The sequence below is a fragment of the Streptococcus periodonticum genome, from assembly GCF_003963555.1.
Taxonomy (GTDB): domain Bacteria; phylum Bacillota; class Bacilli; order Lactobacillales; family Streptococcaceae; genus Streptococcus; species Streptococcus anginosus.
This window is the reverse complement of sequence record NZ_CP034543.1, coordinates 801,469-820,698: the sequence shown is the minus strand read 5'-3', so window position 1 is coordinate 820,698 and position 19,230 is coordinate 801,469. Positions and strand designations below refer to the sequence as shown.

The 19,230-nt window shown below is 39.6% G+C and carries 21 protein-coding genes, 1 tRNA gene and 1 pseudogene; 2 read left to right on the top strand and 21 right to left on the bottom strand.

Features of this window, described 5'->3' with window-relative positions; genetic code table 11:
• Window positions 1-8: 8 nt before the first annotated feature.
• The 7 genes and pseudogenes from dagK to EHW89_RS03935 all read right to left on the bottom strand — a co-directional run bounded on the left by dagK (window position 9) and on the right by EHW89_RS03935 (window position 6,290).
• The gene (dagK, locus tag EHW89_RS03970; RefSeq protein WP_126466800.1) at window positions 9-413 is read right to left on the bottom strand and encodes a diacylglycerol kinase; all 405 of its coding nucleotides are present in this window, start codon (window positions 411-413) and stop codon (window positions 9-11) included.
• Entirely contained in the window at window positions 394-891 is a 498-nt protein-coding gene (ybeY, locus tag EHW89_RS03965; protein WP_003024775.1) for an rRNA maturation RNase YbeY, read from the bottom strand. The genes dagK and ybeY overlap by 20 nt, the downstream gene beginning before the upstream one ends.
• Window positions 892-1,008: 117 nt before the next feature.
• Complete coding sequence (locus EHW89_RS03960) at window positions 1,009-2,745, bottom strand: ABC transporter ATP-binding protein (RefSeq protein WP_126466798.1); 1,737 nt, start codon at window positions 2,743-2,745, stop codon at window positions 1,009-1,011.
• The gene (locus tag EHW89_RS03955) at window positions 2,742-4,472 is read right to left on the bottom strand and encodes an ABC transporter ATP-binding protein (protein WP_126466796.1); all 1,731 of its coding nucleotides are present in this window, start codon (window positions 4,470-4,472) and stop codon (window positions 2,742-2,744) included. Before EHW89_RS03955 ends, EHW89_RS03960 begins: the two co-directional genes overlap by 4 nt.
• Window positions 4,473-4,755: 283 nt before the next feature.
• A pseudogene (locus tag EHW89_RS03950) lies at window positions 4,756-5,464 on the bottom strand (FAD-dependent oxidoreductase); the annotation flags it as partial.
• Between the two features lie 41 nt (window positions 5,465-5,505).
• A tRNA-Thr gene (locus EHW89_RS03940) sits at window positions 5,506-5,578 on the bottom strand.
• Window positions 5,579-5,720: 142 nt separating this feature from the next.
• Window positions 5,721-6,290 (bottom strand): GNAT family N-acetyltransferase, encoded by a 570-nt coding sequence (locus EHW89_RS03935; RefSeq protein ID WP_126466790.1) that lies wholly within the window; start codon window positions 6,288-6,290, stop codon window positions 5,721-5,723.
• A 132-nt stretch (window positions 6,291-6,422) separates the two neighbouring features.
• Between EHW89_RS03935 and ald the strand changes: the two genes are divergently transcribed.
• Window positions 6,423-7,535, top strand: a complete 1,113-nt coding sequence (gene ald / locus EHW89_RS03930) for an alanine dehydrogenase (protein ID WP_126466788.1) — start codon at window positions 6,423-6,425, stop codon at window positions 7,533-7,535.
• Window positions 7,536-7,835: 300 nt separating this feature from the next.
• Here the strand turns inward: ald and EHW89_RS03925 are convergent, their stop codons facing one another.
• The 11 genes from EHW89_RS03925 to EHW89_RS03875 all read right to left on the bottom strand — a co-directional run bounded on the left by EHW89_RS03925 (window position 7,836) and on the right by EHW89_RS03875 (window position 15,941).
• Window positions 7,836-8,162, bottom strand: coding sequence for a TfoX/Sxy family protein (locus EHW89_RS03925; protein ID WP_126466786.1), 327 nt, complete (start codon window positions 8,160-8,162; stop codon window positions 7,836-7,838).
• Between the two features lie 2 nt (window positions 8,163-8,164).
• Window positions 8,165-8,665 (bottom strand): GNAT family N-acetyltransferase, encoded by a 501-nt coding sequence (locus EHW89_RS03920; RefSeq protein ID WP_126466784.1) that lies wholly within the window; start codon window positions 8,663-8,665, stop codon window positions 8,165-8,167.
• A gap of 127 nt (window positions 8,666-8,792) precedes the next feature.
• A complete protein-coding gene (locus EHW89_RS03915; RefSeq protein WP_126466782.1) occupies window positions 8,793-9,857 on the bottom strand; it encodes a PhoH family protein in 1,065 nt (354 codons plus the stop codon).
• Between the two features lie 76 nt (window positions 9,858-9,933).
• Complete coding sequence (locus EHW89_RS03910) at window positions 9,934-10,149, bottom strand: YozE family protein (protein WP_049492862.1); 216 nt, start codon at window positions 10,147-10,149, stop codon at window positions 9,934-9,936.
• On the bottom strand, window positions 10,146-11,630 hold the full coding sequence (locus EHW89_RS03905; protein WP_126466780.1) for a glycosyltransferase family protein: 1,485 nt from the start codon (window positions 11,628-11,630) through the stop codon (window positions 10,146-10,148). The genes EHW89_RS03910 and EHW89_RS03905 overlap by 4 nt, the downstream gene beginning before the upstream one ends.
• A 123-nt stretch (window positions 11,631-11,753) precedes the next feature.
• Window positions 11,754-12,209: an ASCH domain-containing protein gene (locus EHW89_RS03900; protein ID WP_003035663.1), complete on the bottom strand. Its 456-nt coding sequence runs from the start codon at window positions 12,207-12,209 to the stop codon at window positions 11,754-11,756.
• A 5-nt stretch (window positions 12,210-12,214) separates the two neighbouring features.
• Complete coding sequence (pyrE, locus tag EHW89_RS03895; RefSeq protein WP_049506915.1) at window positions 12,215-12,844, bottom strand: orotate phosphoribosyltransferase; 630 nt, start codon at window positions 12,842-12,844, stop codon at window positions 12,215-12,217.
• Between the two features lie 10 nt (window positions 12,845-12,854).
• Window positions 12,855-13,181, bottom strand: coding sequence for an inorganic diphosphatase (locus EHW89_RS03890; protein ID WP_126466778.1), 327 nt, complete (start codon window positions 13,179-13,181; stop codon window positions 12,855-12,857).
• Window positions 13,174-13,869: an orotidine-5'-phosphate decarboxylase gene (gene pyrF / locus EHW89_RS03885; RefSeq protein WP_003035645.1), complete on the bottom strand. Its 696-nt coding sequence runs from the start codon at window positions 13,867-13,869 to the stop codon at window positions 13,174-13,176. Before pyrF ends, EHW89_RS03890 begins: the two co-directional genes overlap by 8 nt.
• Window positions 13,870-14,183: 314 nt before the next feature.
• Window positions 14,184-15,125: a dihydroorotate dehydrogenase gene (locus EHW89_RS03880; RefSeq protein WP_022526947.1), complete on the bottom strand. Its 942-nt coding sequence runs from the start codon at window positions 15,123-15,125 to the stop codon at window positions 14,184-14,186.
• A gap of 9 nt (window positions 15,126-15,134) precedes the next feature.
• Complete coding sequence (locus EHW89_RS03875; protein ID WP_126466776.1) at window positions 15,135-15,941, bottom strand: dihydroorotate dehydrogenase electron transfer subunit; 807 nt, start codon at window positions 15,939-15,941, stop codon at window positions 15,135-15,137.
• 194 nt (window positions 15,942-16,135) lie between these two features.
• Here EHW89_RS03875 and EHW89_RS03870 point away from each other — a divergent pair, with 194 nt between their 5' ends.
• Window positions 16,136-17,044 carry a LysR family transcriptional regulator gene (locus tag EHW89_RS03870; RefSeq protein WP_126466774.1) on the top strand — a complete coding sequence of 303 codons (909 nt, stop codon included), beginning with the start codon at window positions 16,136-16,138 and terminating at the stop codon, window positions 17,042-17,044.
• Between the two features lie 235 nt (window positions 17,045-17,279).
• Here the strand turns inward: EHW89_RS03870 and EHW89_RS03865 are convergent, their stop codons facing one another.
• The 3 genes from EHW89_RS03865 to EHW89_RS03855 are packed head-to-tail and all read right to left on the bottom strand — an operon-like array spanning window position 17,280 to window position 19,139.
• Window positions 17,280-17,915 (bottom strand): SDR family oxidoreductase, encoded by a 636-nt coding sequence (locus EHW89_RS03865; RefSeq protein WP_126466772.1) that lies wholly within the window; start codon window positions 17,913-17,915, stop codon window positions 17,280-17,282.
• A 15-nt stretch (window positions 17,916-17,930) separates the two neighbouring features.
• Window positions 17,931-18,371: a cupin domain-containing protein gene (locus EHW89_RS03860; RefSeq protein ID WP_126466770.1), complete on the bottom strand. Its 441-nt coding sequence runs from the start codon at window positions 18,369-18,371 to the stop codon at window positions 17,931-17,933.
• Between the two features lie 24 nt (window positions 18,372-18,395).
• Complete coding sequence (locus EHW89_RS03855) at window positions 18,396-19,139, bottom strand: carboxymuconolactone decarboxylase family protein (RefSeq protein ID WP_126466768.1); 744 nt, start codon at window positions 19,137-19,139, stop codon at window positions 18,396-18,398.
• Between the last annotated feature and the right edge of the window lie 91 nt (window positions 19,140-19,230).

Genomic DNA, 19,230 nt, shown 5'->3' with positions numbered 1-19,230 from the left:
TTTTCATGTTAAAAAAGTAAATTCCAAATTTTCGGAACGAAAATAATCAATCCTGTTATAACCGCAAAACCGGAAACAACCAAAACAGCTCCTGCTGCCATATCCTTGGCGTTTTTAGCTCGCATGGAGAAGTGATAATCACTAGCTAAGTCTACCACATTTTCAATAGCAGAGTTCATAATCTCAAAAGAAATGACTAGAAAAATACTCAAAAAGAGAAAGAGCCACTCTATCGCAGATACCCGAAAAAGCAATCCTGCAAGCACGACCGCAACTGCTGAAACGGCATGATTACGCATATTACGTTCTTCTTTGATTGCCGTAAAAATCCCTGTCAGAGCAAATTCTAAACTCGAAATGACATCCCGATTCTTCCATTTGCGCTTGTTTTTTTTATTGTCTTGTAAGTCCATAAGCAGTCAAAATTTCTTCCTGTAAACCAAACATTTCCGCCTCTTCTTCTGGCGTATAGTGATCGTATCCATTGATATGCAAAAAACCATGCACTGCAAGAAACCCCATCTCTCGCTCAAAACTGTGACCATATTCTTCTGCTTGTTCACGCGCCTTATCTATGGAAATAAAGAGCTCTCCGATATAGGCATCAAAATCCTCTAACATTTCCGCCAGCTCAGGATTTTCTAGTAAATCCTCCTCGTCAATGGCAATGTCCAGCTCAGGCTTGTACTCCAAGCTGATAACATCTGTCGGACGATCTGTATTTCGATATTCCAAATTCAGCTCATGGCTGCGCTCGTTGGTAACAAATGTCACCGCCATTTCTTTTTCTTCTTTGCCAATCTTTTTAGCAGCAAATTCCAGTATATCATGCGTTTGCTTGATGATTTCTTCTGAAACTTGCCCTGTCTCGTCGACCATTTCTATATACATATTACACCCACTTTATTAGTATCACTTCATTATACCATATTTCAGATAGGGATGGCTGATTTATAAATCATTTACTATTTCGTTCTGCTCTTTATTTCATATTTTTTCTTTCAAAACTTATACTTGTTGCTGGAGACGGCTCATTTGAGCATAGATTCCATTTTGTTTTACCAATGTATCATGTTGCCCTCTCTCCACAATCTTTCCTTCAGAAATAACCAAAATTTGGTCTGCATCTTGAATGGTGGATAAACGGTGAGCAATGATAAAAGTCGTTCTCCCCTCCTTGACCACCGCCATTGCTTTTTGAATCAGCTCTTCGGTTTCTGTATCAATATGGGAAGTTGCTTCGTCCAATATTAAAATTTTGGGATTAGCGTAGAGAGTTCGTGCAAATGAAATCAGTTGCCGTTCACCGCTCGAAAATGCTGTCCCTTTATCCTTTACAGGTTCATCAATTCCTTTTTTACAACGAGCCAGCAAGTCCCCTGCACCAACCTTTTCTAAAGCTTCCAGGACTTTTTCACGATTGATGCCTGAATGGCTCATCGCTACATTGCTTGCTAGTGTTCCTGTGAATAGATAAGGATCTTGCAAAACAATCCCCATGTGACTACGAAGACTTTCACGAGAATATTGTTGAATATCTTGTTGATCAATATATATTTTCCCTTTTTGGGGATCGTAGAAACGATAAAGTAGGTTCATGATAGAAGATTTTCCAGAGCCGGTATGTCCCACCAAAGCAATCGTCTCTCCTTGCTTTGCCTTAAAGCTAATATCGTGCAGGATAGTTTTTCCTTTCTCATATGCAAAGCTCACATGTTCAAACACAACCTCACCTTTATTGACTATTAACTGCGTTTTCTCATCCGCTTCCTGAGGTTGATCTAGCAATTCTAAAACTCGTTTTCCTGTTTCCAATGATCGTTGTACATTCGGGAAAAGTCGAACCAGAAAACCCATCATCTCAAATAAATCAATAATATAATCGAGATAGACAAACAGTACACCTGCGGTAATAACGCTATGACCGCCTAGAAATTGCTGACCAACTATTGTCAAAATAACAGCAAGCACTGCATTTTTCAAAAATTCCGTTAACGGCCAAGACGAAAGAGCGCTTACCCATACAATTTGTTTATCAGCTTGGCTCATTTTTCGGGCAGTAGCATCAAATTCTGAAAGAACTATTTTTTCCTGATGATATAGCTGTATCAGACTAGCTCCATGCATCAATTCATTCACTTGATTATTGATGTCACTACGTGCATCGTAGAAATCTTTCATCGGCTTGTCCGTTAGTTTTTTATAAAATACTTGTATCCCATAAAAAGTAGGAAGCAACAGCAACAGCACTGAGGCAGCAAGCGGATTAAGATAAAACAACAGAACGTAGGTAAAAACAATCCGAAGAACTTGAATCAAAACACTAACCAAACTGGCATAAAATTGTCTTCGTAAGGTTTCCGTGTCATTTACAATTCTGGTCGCAATCTTCCCTGCCGGCTTATCATCAAAGTAAGAAATCGGCAAATTTTGCATAACCTGATAAGCTTCATTTCTCAGATGTTCGGCGACTTTGTTGCCACAATGCGCTAAAAGTCGGTCGCCTAAGTAAGTCAAGGCACTCCCCAAAACTACAGCAATTACGTATAATCCAGCTAATTGCAAAAGCTGAACCTGACGATCTTTTCCGTTTCCAATCTGTGTAAGCGGTCCGTCTATCATATTTCTCAAAAAGAGGGGGGACAGTTGACTAGTCACCGTTGCTAAGACAGCAATTCCAACCGCAAGAAAAAATGCAATTCGAACAACTTTTAGTTCTTTTAATAAACGACTAATGATACTCATTCGCTCCCTCCTTTCTGATGTTGCTGCCGCTGATATTGTTCGGCGTACCAACCTCCTTTATTAAGCAACTGGTTCGGAGTCCCTTCTTCTATAATTTGTCCGTCTTCTAAGACAAGAACCCAGTCTGCCTGCTGGATAGCTGACAAACGGTGCGTCACAATGATTGTTGTCTGATTCGCTCGTACCTTCTGGATATTTTGGATAATTCGGCGTTCTGTCTGAGCGTCAACTGCCGACAAAGAATCATCCAAAACGAGGACTTCTGGCTGGCTAATAAAAGCGCGTGCCAAAGAAATTCTTTGTTTTTGACCGCCAGATATTGACACTCCCCTCTCACCAATAAGCGTTTCCACTCCGTCTGGCATTCGTTTTAAATCTTCTGAAAATACCGCTGTTTCAATAGCTTTCTCAATATCACTTAATGTCGCATTTTTCTTGCCAAAGGCAATATTGTCTTTGACAGATTTTGAAAACAAAATATGCTCCTGAGGGACATAGCCAATCATTGCTTCAATCGATGGACGTGAATAGTGACTGACAGATTTTCCATTTATCTGAAATGTACCTCGTCCAACAGGATATTGCTGAAGAAGCTGACGAACTAAGGTTGTTTTACCAGATCCTGTTTTTCCAACAATACCATACGTCTTTCCTGCTTCAATTTGCCAAGCTATGTTACGCAAGCTAGGTCTTTTTGTTTGTGGATAAGTGAAATGATAATTCTGAAAATGAATAGAGATAAGATGTTTTAACTCCTCTTTGCCACTCATTTTCATATCATCTGTCGTTTCAATCAATTCTGTGACCTTTTTAAAAGACGTTTTCCCTGTTTGATAGACCAAGATAAAGTCCGACAACATCCAAAAAGGTTCAATAAGGCTAATCATATACAATTGAAGAGCGATCACTTGCCCAATTGTTAACTGTCCCATTTTTATAAAAATAGCCCCAATAAGAAGAACAATAATCGTTGATAAAGCGATAAAGACAGAGGAGAGAGGCGCGTAAAGATATTGAATGCTGGCAATTTGATCACCAACCTTAGATAAAGCTTTTGTGCGCAATTGGAACTGTTCTTTCTGAGTTGTCTTCTTGCTATAAGCACGCGCAACTCGGACTCCCTCTATTGTTTCCAGCACCTCATCATTCAAAGATGCCACTGCTTCACGATTATTTTCGACTAGTTTATCTTGTTTTTTACCAAGAAAATAAATCCAGATCATCAATGTCATAAGCGGAATCATAGCCAGTAAGCTAATTTCCCATGAGATAAAAAACATGGTCGGAATGACAAAGGCAATCATGCCTCCAGCATATAAGATAATGACAATCCCATAACCAACCATCTCCATCATTCCCTCAACATCCGTTGAAAAACGCGTTAGAATATCACCAGAACGAAACTTTTCGTAGAAAGGCGTTCTCATAGCTACCAATTGCTCAAAAGCCCTTCTTTGCATGAGAAACTTATAGTCAATGGACGACTGAAATATCTTTAAATGCCAATAGTAAGCCGACAGATAGTTGCAAATTGTCACCAAAGCTAACAAACCAACATCTCTAATTAAATTCTGCTGTGTTAAAGTATGATGCGACAGATGATCTACCAAACGCTGAATCACCTGTGTTGGAATCAACATGGTAAAATCATACAATAGTAAAACCAGAGCAATGGATAAATATAACCATTTGTGTTCTTTTATATATCCAAATAAACTTTTAATCATCCTAATCCTTCCCGAAACGCACAAAAAAGCCCAAGACAGAATAAACCTGTCCTGAGCTTACTTGTTTTATTTATTTTTTCATCAAAAATAAACTACAATGGTTTGCTAGAAAGGAGTTCTGTCATACGATATATCTGAGTGTTATTTTGTTTTACATCATTCATGATACATTCTCCTTTCTACTTTTAATTAGTTAATACTTTAACATTAAAAGAAATGCTTGTCAAGAATATTTACAAAAAATCCTCCCAAAACTGAGAGGATTTCTACCTAAAAATCAAAATTAACATTTCTCTGCAATAGCAGTTTCGGCCGCGATACGTCCAAAAGTGAAAATATCAGTAAGAGAATTTCCGCCTAAACGGTTTCCGTCATGCAATCCGCCAGCTACTTCTCCAGCTGCATAGAGACCTTGGATAACTTGTCCTTGTTTATTGATAACATGTGTTTCCGTATCAATCTTAAGCCCACCCATAGTATGATGAACGGCTGGTTTTCGAGGAGTGGCATAAAACGGTGCTTTTTCAACCTTGAGGTCGAAAGCTCCCTTTTCAAATTCAGGATCATAGCCCGCATCAACATAAGAATTGTAATCCTTAATAGTTTGAACAAAGACTGCTGGATCCACACCAATTTGCTCTGCCAATTCTTCCAAACTATCTGATTGGTAAATCATTCCATGTGCTACCTGTGCATCAATCTTTTCTTGACTAGCTATTTCTTTGATATTTTCGTCTGCAATCAGATAGAAAAGACCGCCATTGTAAATCGCTGCTTGGGCCAATTTATCTCGACTACCGTACTCATCTACAAAATGTTTTCCTTAAGTATTGACCATGATGAAGTTAGCCGGAGGCGCCTGTAATCGGGTCAGATACCAGCATTATTTGATAGAAGTCCAAACCGACTAGGTCTGTACCAACGCTTTGACCTAAGCGAATACCATCACCTATAATAGCTGGTGAATTTGATGTCTTAATATCGTCACCAATGCAAAAAAGCCCATTAAAATTGGGCTTTTTCCTGTTCTTCATGCTAATTGCCGGGATCGAACCGGCGACCTCATCCTTACCATGGATGCGCTCTGCCAACTGAGCTAAATCAGCAGTCCCTATCTACTATATCATGCAGAGAGGTACTTGTCAATAGATTTGAAAAATGTTTTCATTAAAAGAGAAAAATTTTGCTAGAAGGTTCCAGAAAAGAACCTAGTCACCATTAAAATTTCCTATAAATCTCACATTCACATCAGTATTTTTCAAAATAATCTTTCTTTGTCAAACGATAATAAGCTCTCTGAGAAATTCGACCTTCTTTATGTAAATCCAAGGCAGCATACGGATCTATGTGAGAAAAGTTCATACCAGCCTTTTCCATAACTCGTCCTGAAGCTGGATTTTTCACATCATGGAGAGCCACCAACATATTCATATTCAAACTTTCAAAAGCCAGCTGGATTATTTCTTTCAAAGCTTCCGTTGCCAAGCCCTGATTCCAGTAATTCTTATGAATCACATAGCCGATAGCCGCCTTTTTGAGGACCGGATCTAGCTTGTGCAGGTCAATGCTACCAATCAGTTTGCCACTCTTCTTCAGTTCAATTCCCCAATTCCCAAGTGGTCTCCCCATAAATAAACGAGCAATAATATTTTTAGTTTCTTCCAAATCTTTATTAGGTAAAAAAGTGTAGCGAGTATTTTCTTCATCAGAGGAATATTCAAACATATCCTCAGCGTCATCTAAGGTCACAGGCCGCAAAAGCAGGCGCTCTGTTTCCAAAGTTCGGTTTTCAGCTAGCTTTAGATAAATACTTTCCATTTTGCACGAACCTCCTATTTTGCCTCATAGCATAACACAAATACTCACTGAAATCAATGTTCTTTGATTTCGCCTTGATTTTTAAAACGTTTTCATATACAATAAAAACATCTCAAAAAAAGGAGTAAATCTATGTTAATCGGTATTCCAAAAGAAATTAAAAACAATGAGAATCGTGTTGCTTTAACACCAGCTGGCGTTTACAGTCTCGTCCAAAAAGGTCATCAGGTTTTGGTTGAAACCAAAGCTGGTCTTGGTTCTGGATTTACAGACGCCGACTACAAAGCACAGGGAGCGACAATTGTTACAACTGCAGCCAAAGTTTGGGCAGCTGATCTAGTTGTCAAAGTCAAAGAGCCCTTAGCTACTGAATACGGTTTCTTACGTGATGACCTCTTGCTTTTCACGTATCTACACATGGCTGCTGCGCCTAAATTGGCCGATGCGATGATTGTGGGCAAGACAACAGGGATTGCTTACGAAACCGTTCGTGACCAAGAAGGAAAACTTCCTCTGCTCGTTCCTATGAGTGAGGTTGCAGGGAGAATGGCTGTGCAGATTGGGGCTCACTTTCTAACCAAACAAGAAGGCGGTTCCGGCGTGCTACTAGGCGGCGTTCCTGGTGTTCCTAAAGGAAAAGTCACTATCATCGGAGGTGGAGTTGTTGGGACACACGCAGCTCGCATCGCTTTAGGACTGGGAGCGCATGTTACTATTCTTGATATCAGCGCTAAACGACTGTCAGAACTAGAAGACCTTTTTGGTCACCAAATCCAGACCCTTATGTCTAATTCTTTCAATATTGCTGAAAGCGTCAAAGATGCTGATGTAGTGATTGGAGCCGTGCTAATCCCTGGTGCCAAAGCACCTAAACTCGTTACGGATGATATGGTCAGCCAAATGCGTCCAGGTTCTGTCATCGTTGACGTAGCAGTTGACCAAGGTGGGGTCGTTGAGACTGCTGACCGTGTAACTACTCATGATGAGCCTGTTTATGAAAAACACGGAGTGCTTCACTATGCCGTTGCCAACATCCCAGGTGCTGTTGCCCGTACATCAACTCTTGCCCTGACAAATGTAACACTTCCTTACATTGAAGCTTTGGCTGACAAAGGTTTTGAACAAGCTATAGCAGATGATTTGGGGCTACAACAAGGAGTGACTACTTATAAAGGATATATTACTAACCGACCAGTTGCAGAAGGGCTCAATCGCGACTACACTGATATCGCTGATTTAGTATAAATTTTGAAAAGAAAAGGGTGACTTCGCAAGTCCTACCCACTATGCTTTGTGTCATCAGCTACTACATCGTTGGTTTATTGTACTGTATACTTTGCAACTGGAGACTTTCGTTCCAGACTCAATTGTGCATAAGAAACTCTAAATTGAATAAAGTCAACAGAGTTTCTCCCAACCACTGCGTCTTGTAATGACAACTATATAAACCAAAGGAAGCTGAGCTCTTTCGTCCCAGCTTCTTTTTATATATAAAGTCTTGCCCGTGCAAAGACAGGGCCTTAGCAGGCTTCTTTTTTGCTTCGTTCACCTTTGCTTTTTCTTTTTAGGTTTGGGTGTTGGCAGTTGATCATACATAGCTAAAATCAGGTCTTCTAGAAACATCTTATTATCAAGGTCTTCCACTAAAATCATTTCTTTGGCACCTTCGTATGGAAACTCAAAAGAAGGTTGGTCAATCTTATCTAAGACTGCTTGCACGGGTTTAACTAAAAAGCGATCGTCATAAATGCCACCAATAATCTTGCCACGGAAGTAAAGAATATACTCCCCCATCATGGAACGGTAAGTCACATCATCTAATCCTGATAATTGCTCCAAAACAAATTCCAAATAGTTCTTACTTGATGCCATTTCTAATCTCCTAAGCTCTGTTCAACGATAACAACCGTATAGAGTTCTTGCTTAACCTTGCATCCAATTGGTTTAAAGCCCTGCTTTTCCCAAAAATGCCGAGATTGAGGATTTCCCTTAACATAAGCCAAACGTGCTTTTCGAAAGTTCTTAGTAAAATAAGCTAGTGCTTCTGTCACAATCTGACTGCCAATCCCTTTCCTCTGATAGGCTTGATCAACCATAAACAAACCAATAAAAACAGTCTCCTCATCAGGATATGCATAGACAAAATCCATAACAGCCACAAGCTTAGAATTATTCCAAAAGCCAACATAAAACTTATCAGCCTTAGCTTTCCCCTCAGGTAGACGAAGCATATCCTCTTTTACACTTGCCAAATTCGGCTCTGGTGGACAATGCTGAAAATACAGAGGATTGCTTTCATATAAAGATAAAATACTTGGGATATCCTTTTCGATTAGTATCCTACATCTGTAATGCTTAGATAGTTGGTCAATCATTTTTTAATTCTTACTTTCTGTGTCCTGTGATCATGACATAGGAAGATGCATTGATAGTCATCAGTCACGTAGCAGATTCTTTTGCAAGCGTACTTCCTCAAAATCAGTCGTGTGCAACTTGTCCAGATTAGTCAAGAGATATTCCTTCATCATCTTCCAACTCCTTGACTGGCTCGCTGACGATTTTGGAATTGGTCAAACTTGATTTTTCTTCTTTAGAAAAATGATGATGCGCCATTTCAGTAGAATGTTCATAAGCTTGGATAATCTCTGCAACCACAGGATGACGCACAACGTCCTTGGCTGATAAGTAAACGAAATCAATTTGCTTGATATTTTTCAATTTCTCTGTCGCATCAATGAGACCTGATTTATTATTCTTTGGCAAGTCAATCTGGCTAATATCCCCATTGACAATCATCTTGGAATTAAAACCAAGTCGTGTTAGAAACATCTTCATCTGCATAATGGTTGTATTTTGCGCTTCATCTAAGATGACAAAGGCGTCATCCAATGTTCGTCCACGCATATAAGCCAAAGGAGCTATCTCAATGATTTCTCGCTCCATAAGACGCGTTGTTTGATCCTTACCTAAAATCTGATACAATGCATCATAAACTGGTCGCAGATAAGGATCCACCTTTTCCTTTAAATCCCCTGGTAGAAATCCTAGGCTCTCGCCCGCTTCTACTGCCGGACGAGTCAAAATAATTCGCTTGACCTGACCGCGTTTGAGTGCTGTCACTGCCAAGGTCACCGCTAAGAAGGTTTTTCCTGTCCCTGCCGGTCCAATCCCAAAGACAACATCATGATTCTTAATGCTATCAACATAGATTTTTTGCCCTAAGGTCTTGACACGAATGGGCTTGCCATAAGAATCTTTGATAATTTCTTCCTCATACAGAGCCACAAACTTATCAATTTCACCATTTTTGACCATTGTAATAGCCGTCACTACATCTGGTGTCCCAATCGTCATCCCGCGATTCACCAAAACTAGCAGAGCTTGAAGCACCTGGCGAGTCTCCTCACAAGCTGCTTCGCTACCGATAATCTGGACAACCTCCGTCCTTGCATGAATGGTTACCTGTAACTCCTGTTCCATTAAACGCAAGTGACGTTCATTGGAACCAAAAAGATGAAAAGCATCATCCGGATGCTGTAAGGTAATTTCTACTGAATGTTCTTGCAAATAAAGAACCTCTTTCTTCACATTATTTACTATTATTATAGCAAAGTAACTCGGAAAATTCTATCATTTCTCCGAACTAATGAGCCTGATATTCTTCCCAAATCGCATCAAAATCGCTAAGATTAAAGGAAAAGTCAGCATGTTCTTCCAAATAACGGCTAACTTCATCAAAATCAGCCGTGTGCTTAGGGAAATTTGTTTCATGAAACACCAAGTCTGCTAAAATCGCCTTCGGTGCTTTGCTTTTGGGATTGCGCTCCGTCATCAACCAAGTGTAAAACGATTTTCTCATTTTATCTTTTCTCCTTTCTTACTTTTTAACCAATCCGGTAAATATTTAGTCAATCCTAATGCAGACAATATGATGATTTGCGGTAAAAATTGTATTAAATACCGCGTCTTTCCACCTTCAAAAATGAGCAAAAACAACAAACCACCAAAGACTGCAAGACTGAGCATATTGAGTTTATCATCTGCACGATATTTCCACAAGGCAAAAACAAGACCCAGACTCATCACAATCCAAATAACCTGCTTCACAATCTCATAATACCGATACTCATTCTTATCGACACTCAGAAAATAAGTTCTGATAAACTGCGCCACAGTATTCTTTTTTGTATAAGGATAGAGAGGGGAAATATAGGGCGTTTTTTCATATTCCACATCTCGATACAACCAACCCAGAGTCCCTTCTGAAACAGTTAATGAATGCTTATAGTAAAGATGACTGAGAAATCCTAAAAATGAATAATCTTTTAAACGTCGCCTGATTTCTTTTTTGACATTTTCTTGCTTGAACATTCCATTATTGTACCGATCTCGCTCATCAACATCAATATATTGAAGCAAGCCCTCTTTCACGTCTTCTTGATCGTGTCCAATAAAAGTCAACCCTAAGTCGATAAAGAGCAATGGACTTTTAGCCAAGCCTTTCCCTTGTATCAATGTCACTTCTGTTTGCGTCGCTTTCAGATAGTTTCCGCCGAGAGAAATCATGCCAAACGATAAGAGAAAGGTGAAAAAAATTAGAATAAATTTCTTCCATTCCTTTTTGAAAAACAGCAACATAAAACCTGCCATAATGACAATCAACGCAGTTGGTCGAATCAGAACTGCAAGCCCACTTATCAAACCTAATCCGATTGTCTTTATGAAGAGTCCTCTCTTATCCTGCCATTGAAGTCCAAATAAATCAAAAAGTAAGAATATTTGTAAAGCAATGAGCGGAAGAGGCCATATATCCGTGTACATCGAATAAAAATAAGGTGAAAATCCAACTAGCAAGACATACAAACTAAATGTCATATCAGCAGCAGGCTTGCTCACATGTTTTTTCATTCCCTTGTACAAAATGAGAGCCGTTATATCGGCATAAAATATATTTAACCCTTGCAAAATCCATAAAGCTGAACTTCCAAAGATATTATTAAAAAAGCGCTCATACAAAAAGAGAAACAGATTATTCGGATTGCGTGTCAAATAGCTAGAAATAGAAGATTCTTTTAAGTATTTGAAAGCACCGTTGAAAACAACTGCTGCATCTCGCCGAATCAGCAACTGAGCAGACAAAAGCATTGCTAACTGAAATACAATCACCGCTATCATAATAGCAACTTTGTGCTTCATCAGGTAGTGGTAGCATTTTTTAACATTTTCTAAATAACGATAAGCCAGAAACGCTAGTATCGCCACTCCAATCAAAGCCAGACTAGAAATTGTCCCTAGATGAATAATCGCAGTAAAAAACCAATGCAAGCCCACAATTAACATGATTTTTTGCAAGATTCCAAAGAAAAAAAGAGTACGTTTTTAGCATAGGGATATTATAACAAAATCTACAGTGTTTCGCTATTTAAAAAAACAACAATCGTCAGATTGCTGCTTAACGTCTAATTACTTGCTACGTCCGTTTTCTTCATTGTCTAAAAGATAATCTTCTAAGACAGTAAAAATTTCTGTAACAACCAAACCAGACTCTGAAAATTCTAATCCTTCTTCTGGCAAGGTTTTACGCCAATAATCACCAAAAATAGTCTGCCAATCTCTTAAACTGCGATTGCCTTCTCCTTCTAAAAAAGCTTCTTCTGCTGTCACTTGATGAAAGGGACGGACAAGAACTTCTTTAGTCACCATGACCAAGGCTCGACTAGGATTCTCCATTCTATCTAGCATGATGGAGACTTCTCCAACTTTAGGTAACGATTCCTTGTCTTTTTCATACTCTTCAAACCAAGAACTTGTCGCTTGCTTGACTCCTCTCAATGTTAAATCATATAAGTTTGGAAACTCATCTGGATGTGCCCAAACTTCTGCCCGAGGATACTTCCTACTTAGTTCTATTAGATTCATCTTTCTTATCCCTGCCAATTTTCTTGATCATGCTTAAATTTCTCAAGTAGAGCCAAACCTTCTGCTGAAACATAACCTTCTTGTTCTGCCAGATTGATCAATTCAGTGTAGTTAGATAAGGTTACTAATTTCACACCTGCATCTGAAAAATTCTTTTCTGCTCTAGGTAATTCATAAGTGAAAATAGCCACCACTCCAATGACATCTGCACCTTCTCGCTTTGCTGCAGCAACGGCATCCAAAACAGAACCACCAGTTGAAATCAAATCCTCAACCACGACCATTTTTTGACCTGATTTTACCCGACCTTCAATCTGATTTCCAGCCCCATGATCTTTTGGTTTACTACGAATATAGGCAAAGGGCAAATTCATCTTGTCTGCAATAATAGCACCATGAGGAATACCCGCTGTCGCTGTTCCAGCAATCACTTCTACTTCTGGAAATTCAGCCTTGATTTTCTCTACAAAGCCATTTTCAATCAACGTCCGCGTTTCTGGATAGGCTAAGGTCACACGATTGTCTGTATAAATTGGAGACTTAATACCGCTCGCCCAAGTGAAAGGCTCTTCCGGTTTCAAGTAAACAGCCTCAATGTTCAGTAAGTCACGGGCAATATCTTTTGCTAAAGTCATGATTTCTCCTTTACAATAATTCAATAGTGGAAGCAAAATATTGTTCCAAAAAATATGTCTTTTCTTTAATATCTTCTATGGTAATATTCTCATTTGTAGAGGTCAGTACCCACTTATCCTCCACATCATTTTGTCGGTGAATAACAGCAATCAATTCTCCTTCAAAAGATTCCAAAGGTTCTCGTATTTTTTCCGAAATGATATAAACATCTTGTTCTTCGCCGTCTCCAGCAAATAAATCCGGAATATAACCATAGTTGATAGGATAACGATTTCCAAAACTATCTTGATAACCGATGGGTCTATCAATGATTGCTCGATAAATTTTTCTAACCATTCACCCATTCCGCCTTTATAGCTCGGTAAGCAGCTACTGGATCAGTTGCTCGTGTGATTGGACGCCCAACCACAATGTAATCACTACCAATTTGATGAGCTTCTTGCGGCGTCATAACCCGTTTTTGATCCCCGATTTCAGAACCAGCTGGTCGAATACCTGGAGTGACGCACAGAAAATCTTCTGATGTTGCGGCTTTAATCAGCTTAACCTCCTGAGCCGAACAAACAACTCCGTCCAGTCCAGCTTCCTTAGCTTTGCAGGCATAGTTGACAACAGATTCTGAAACAGTTGTTTGGATATTTTGGCAATCCCTCATATCTTCCTCACTGGTAGAAGTCAGCTGGGTCACTGCTACGAGCTTTGCTTGATCACCTAAAACCTTCTTGGCTTCTCGCATCATTTCCACGCCACCTGCCGCATGAACCGTCACCATATCAATCCCAAAGGTTCTCAAAACTGACATGGCAGAGCGTACTGTATTTGGAATGTCGTGCAATTTCAAATCTAGGAAAATGCTATGTCCCAAACCTTTCAGATAATGCACAATTTCCGGCCCAATGGCATAGAAAAATTCCATACCGATTTTGACATATAACTTTTCGTCTTCTGGAAAATGCTCTAAAAACTCCTTGACATCATCAAATGACGGAAAATCAAGGGCAATAATAGGACGTTCTTCACGCATGGATTCTTCTCCTTTTTTATAGGCTTTTCGCCATTTTTAACCTTTTGACAGAATCTCTAGCTCTGTCACCTTTCAATACTGACTATACTACATCAAACGATGAAGTTGCTTAGTAGCACTAGCTAATCATCAATAGCTCTAAATTTGCCTTATTACGAGCTATAGAAAAACCTTGCCCGAGGCAAGGTTACACGAAAATTGGCAGCAACTGCCATTTTAACCGTATCTTCCTTAGTAGCCTCTCTGGACTTCTTTAAAGGTTTTATTTCAATTATTTTATAATTTACTTTATCTCTTGTCAAGTAAAACATCAATTAAGCAAGAAAATTTTCTCTAACTTCTGCTCGCAGACTTTCCAAACTTTCAATGCCATACTTATCCATAACTTTAGGTAGGTTCTCAATGATATTAGGACAAGCATAAGGGTCAGTGAAATTTGCCGTGCCAACACCAATAGCTGATGCTCCCGCAATAAACATTTCAATGGCTGCTTCTGCTGAATCTACTCCACCCATACCAATGATTGGCAAACTGCTAGATTGGGCTACCTGACGAATTAACTTCAAGGCGACTGGAAAAACAGCTGGTCCTGACATCCCACCCGTTCCATTTGCAATAATGGGTTTTCTGCTTTTTAAGTCAAACCGCATGCCAACCAAAGTGTTAATCATAGTAAAGCCTGTTGCTCCTGCAGCTTCAACTGCCATAGCTATCTGCGTAATATCTGCTACACTAGGTGTCAATTTCACATAGACCGGCACTTCCGATACATCTACTGCTGCCTTCGCAGCCTCGTACGCCAAATCCGGCACCTGCCCAATCAATAATCCTCCATTGCCATGATCCACATTAGGGCAAGAAATATTGAGTTCGATTGCTTTAACGTTTGGTGCTTGAGAAATTTTTCCCGCAACAAAAGCATATTCTTCATTAGAAAATCCAGCAACATTAGCAATAATCGGCAGATTAGGATAATGTTGAGCCAGCCAAGGAAGCTTTTCTGCTAACACCACATCTACACCAGGATTTTGCAAACCAATAGCATTGAGCATACCAGCTGGTGTTTCCGCCACGCGCGGTGTCGGATTGCCAAAACGAGGCTTCTGCGTGCTTGCTTTAATCATGATCGAGCCAAGCACATCCAGATCATAATATTTGGCATATTCCTGACCAAAACCAAAACAGCCCGAAGCTGGAATAATTGGATTTTTCAGTTCCAATCCCGGAAGAGAAACTGCTAAACGATTTTTCGACATGTTCACCTCCTACACCAAGACTGTGCCAGTCTCAAAAACTGGACCGTCTTCACAGACACGCTTATTAACTGATTGATCCTCACCAGCCACATGAAGTACGCAAGCATAGCAAGCCCCCATTCCACAAGCCATTCGTGACTCCATAGAAATGTAAGCTCGCGGATGACTACGAAATGTTTCATCAACATATTTGAGCATACCAGGGGCACCGCAAGCATAAACCGCTGTAAAACTTTCTGGCAACTCATTCACAACAGAGGAAACATAGCCTTTGCGACCATAAGAACCGTCATCTGTTGTTACGATGACACGACCGTATTTTTTCATCTCTTCTTCCAAAATAACGGCGGCTTTTGTTGCAAATCCAAGAACTGAAGTGACCTTGACCCCTTTGCTATGTAATTCTTTTGCTACCTGCAGCAAGGGCGGAACACCAATACCGCCTCCTATGATTAAGGCTGTATCTTCAATGTCCAAACCAGATAAATCAAACCCATTTCCTTGAGGACCCATGACATCCAACTGAAAACCCTTCTGCAATTTAGAAAAAATTTCTGTGCCTGCCCCTTCTATCCTGTAAATAATCCGACAAATTTTTCTCTCTTTATCAATCTCTGAAATTGAAATAGGTCGCCGTAGAAGCTTTGTATCATCTGGGACTCGAATATGTAGAAACTGCCCAGCCTTCATCTGGCTAACCATTTCCCCTTGTAAATCCATAGCAAAAATTCGCGGAGCAATTTCCTCTTGATGCACAATGTTCATCTTCTCCAACATGATTTTTCCAAATCTTTTCTTACACGAACTACTTACCATTTCTACCTCATTTCTTTACCAAAAAAGACCTCGCATACACACGCAAGGTCTCACGAAAATAGAGAGCAGACTTGTTCCCACTCTTCCTTCACCTGAAACCTTGGAAGCCTCGCTGGACTTTCTTAAAGGTTAAATTTAACATATTTTACAACTTAACAAGTGTTTTGTCAATGCTAATGTGATAAAATAGGCTTATGAGAATTCAGCAATTACATTATATTATCAAAATCGTCGAAACGGGCAGTATGAACGAAGCTGCCAAACAATTATTCATCACCCAGCCAAGTCTGTCTAATGCTGTGCGTGATTTGGAAAATGAAATGGGTATTGAGATTTTCATCCGCAATCCCAAAGGCATTACCTTGACTAAGGACGGCATGGAATTTCTTTCCTATGCTCGTCAGGTAGCAGAGCAAACCCAGCTGCTGGAAGAACGTTATAAAAATCCCGTTGCTAACCGAGAACTTTTCAGCGTTTCCTCACAACACTACGCCTTTGTGGTCAATGCTTTCGTATCTCTGCTCAAAAAGAGTGACATGGAAAAGTACGAGCTCTTCCTGCGGGAAACCCGAACTTGGGAAATCATTGATGACGTCAAAAATTTCCGTAGTGAAATTGGTGTTCTGTTTCTCAACAGCTACAACCGCGATGTCCTCTCCAAAATGCTAGATGACAATCACTTGATTGCCACTCATCTCTTTACCGCACAGCCCCATATCTTTGTCAGCAAGAGCAATCCTCTAGCAAAGAAAAAACTGGTGCAACTAGCTGATCTAGAAGATTTTCCTTATCTGAGCTATGACCAAGGAACTCACAACTCTTTCTACTTTTCAGAAGAAATCCTATCCCAAGAACACCATAAAAAATCGATCGTCGTCAGCGACCGAGCAACCCTTTTCAATCTTTTGATTGGTCTTGACGGTTACACTATCGCAACTGGTATTCTCAACAGCAACCTCAACGGTGACAATATTGTTTCCATTCCGCTAGATATTGATGACCCTATTGAGCTGGTTTATATCAAACACGAAAAAGCTAGCTTATCTAAAATGGGTGATAAATTCATTGAGTACCTGTTAGAAGAAGTTCAATTTGATAAGTAAACCATAATCATCTGTTCCACTCTTATATGTGATAAACAATGAAATTTTTATGCTATATTTTCTCCTGTCGCTTTACAATAGGCTTGAACACCTTTATTGTATCGCGTTGGGAGTTTTTCTATCATTTTCATTTCTCTGTGTAGCGATAAACTGTTATCCTATCATTTAAAATGAAATAAAATCACGCAATTAAAAACAGCACAAACTTTCTTACCATAGGTTTGTGCTGTTTTCTTTAATACATAGCTCTGTCGCCGTCTGTTCCTGGCTTTGAAATACCTAGACTTGCGTAGTTATGTAAAGACGGTTCTTTTATGGTACGAACAATCAAATCTGCAATACTTGCTCTTGAAATGATTGTTCCCTTATAAGGCTCCCCTTTTTCTGTTAATTCATAGTCAATGTCAGGGTTGTTTGTCATATAAGCGGCGCGTAAAATCGTATAATTAACAGTAGACTCTTCAATGATTTTCGCTGCGCGACGAGTATCGTCCATAATATCCGAACAAATACTTTCTTCCACCCAACGACCAAACTCTCCTGGCACCTCATGATACAAACCAAGGCCTGTTACATAAATCAAACGAGAAACTTGATTTTCTTCCATTGCTTTAACAATATTTGCTGCCATAGGCTCAAACTGTCCACCAAGATTGGCGTAAACAATATCTTGACCTCTCATAGCTTTTGTCAAGGCTGCAAAATCATTGACATCCCCTTCAAGAACATCCACTCGTTCACCTGCAAGTGACTGTAAACGAGCACTTTTTCGCAAATAAAGCGTCAAATGTACATCTGTTTCCTGTAATAATCTTGGAATCACCAAACGAGCAATTTGCCCATTGGCTCCTAAAATAAGAACTTTTTTCATGCTAATAGTAACTTTCTAATCTTTTAATTGATTATATTCTTCGTCTGAAACGGCTTCACACCATTTATTTGACAAATCTTCCCCATGAACACCAAGCGCTATATGACTGAACCAAGAATCTTTTTTCGCACCATGCCAATGTTTTACATTAGCTGGAATAACAACCACAGAGCCTTCAGATAAACTAACGGCTTCTTTTCCTTCTTCTTGGTACCAACCTTCACCAGCCGTACAAATCAAAATTTGTCCACCACCCTTGCTAGCATGGTGAATATGCCAATTATTTCGACAGCCAGGCTCAAAAGTAACATTATGAAGGGCGATTACACCATCTTTTGTTGCACCGAGGGCATTTAGATACGATTGACCGATAAAGTATTGAGCATAAGCATCATTTGATGCACCAAGTCCGAAATGATTTGCCTTATCAAAGGCTTCTTTTGTTTGATATTTCATTTTTCTACTTCCTTTGTGATAAATTTACTGTTGTGCATTTGCAACTTCGTTGATACAGCTAAGTGCATTGAGAGTACGCGGATAACCGATATAAGGGATACAGGCAGAGATGACTGCAATTAACAACGTTTTATCATTTCCCAAGCAAAGATTGGCTGCAATATGTCCCTTCAACTGCGGTTCACAGCCCCCTTGAGAATAAAGATAACAGAATGTCAATAATTCACGCTCAGCATAATCAAGGCTAGAGCGAGTATAGTAATCACCGAAACAATTATCGACTAACCATTTGTTGATATGGCGTACATCCGGCTCTCCCTTTGTCGCAAAACCCTTCATCTGGTCGCCAAAAATTGCAATCTGAGCTTCTTCACCAGCTTCTAAGCGAGTTTGATTTTTCGTATTTTTTTGACTAGCCAAAGGAAGAGAAGTTCCTTGATTGGTAAAAATCGTATTCGTAGGTGCGAAAAAGGCATAAACCCGACTAAGACCTAGATAAGCAACCGCTTGATACAGCAATTCTTTGACTTCCACGGCTTTCACCCCATTGTCCAAAGCAACGGGAAGAATCTCTTTATAGGCTTCAAGCCCTTGACTGCCAACTAAAACAGCTAAAGTGGCTAAGTAATATCTTCTTTCATCTAATGAGAAGGGGAGGTCTTTCGGCACTTCCTGAAAAGCGAATTGCTTAAAAAGTGCAACAAATTCTGGATCCGTTTCAGATAAGCCTAGCAAATCCGGAAAAGAGACTTTATTATCAATATCCATGATATTTCCTCACTTTCTTCTTTACATTTCTTATTGTACGGCTTTGCTTTTGACAAATCAATTTGAATTACAAGAAAAATCAGATAAGAAA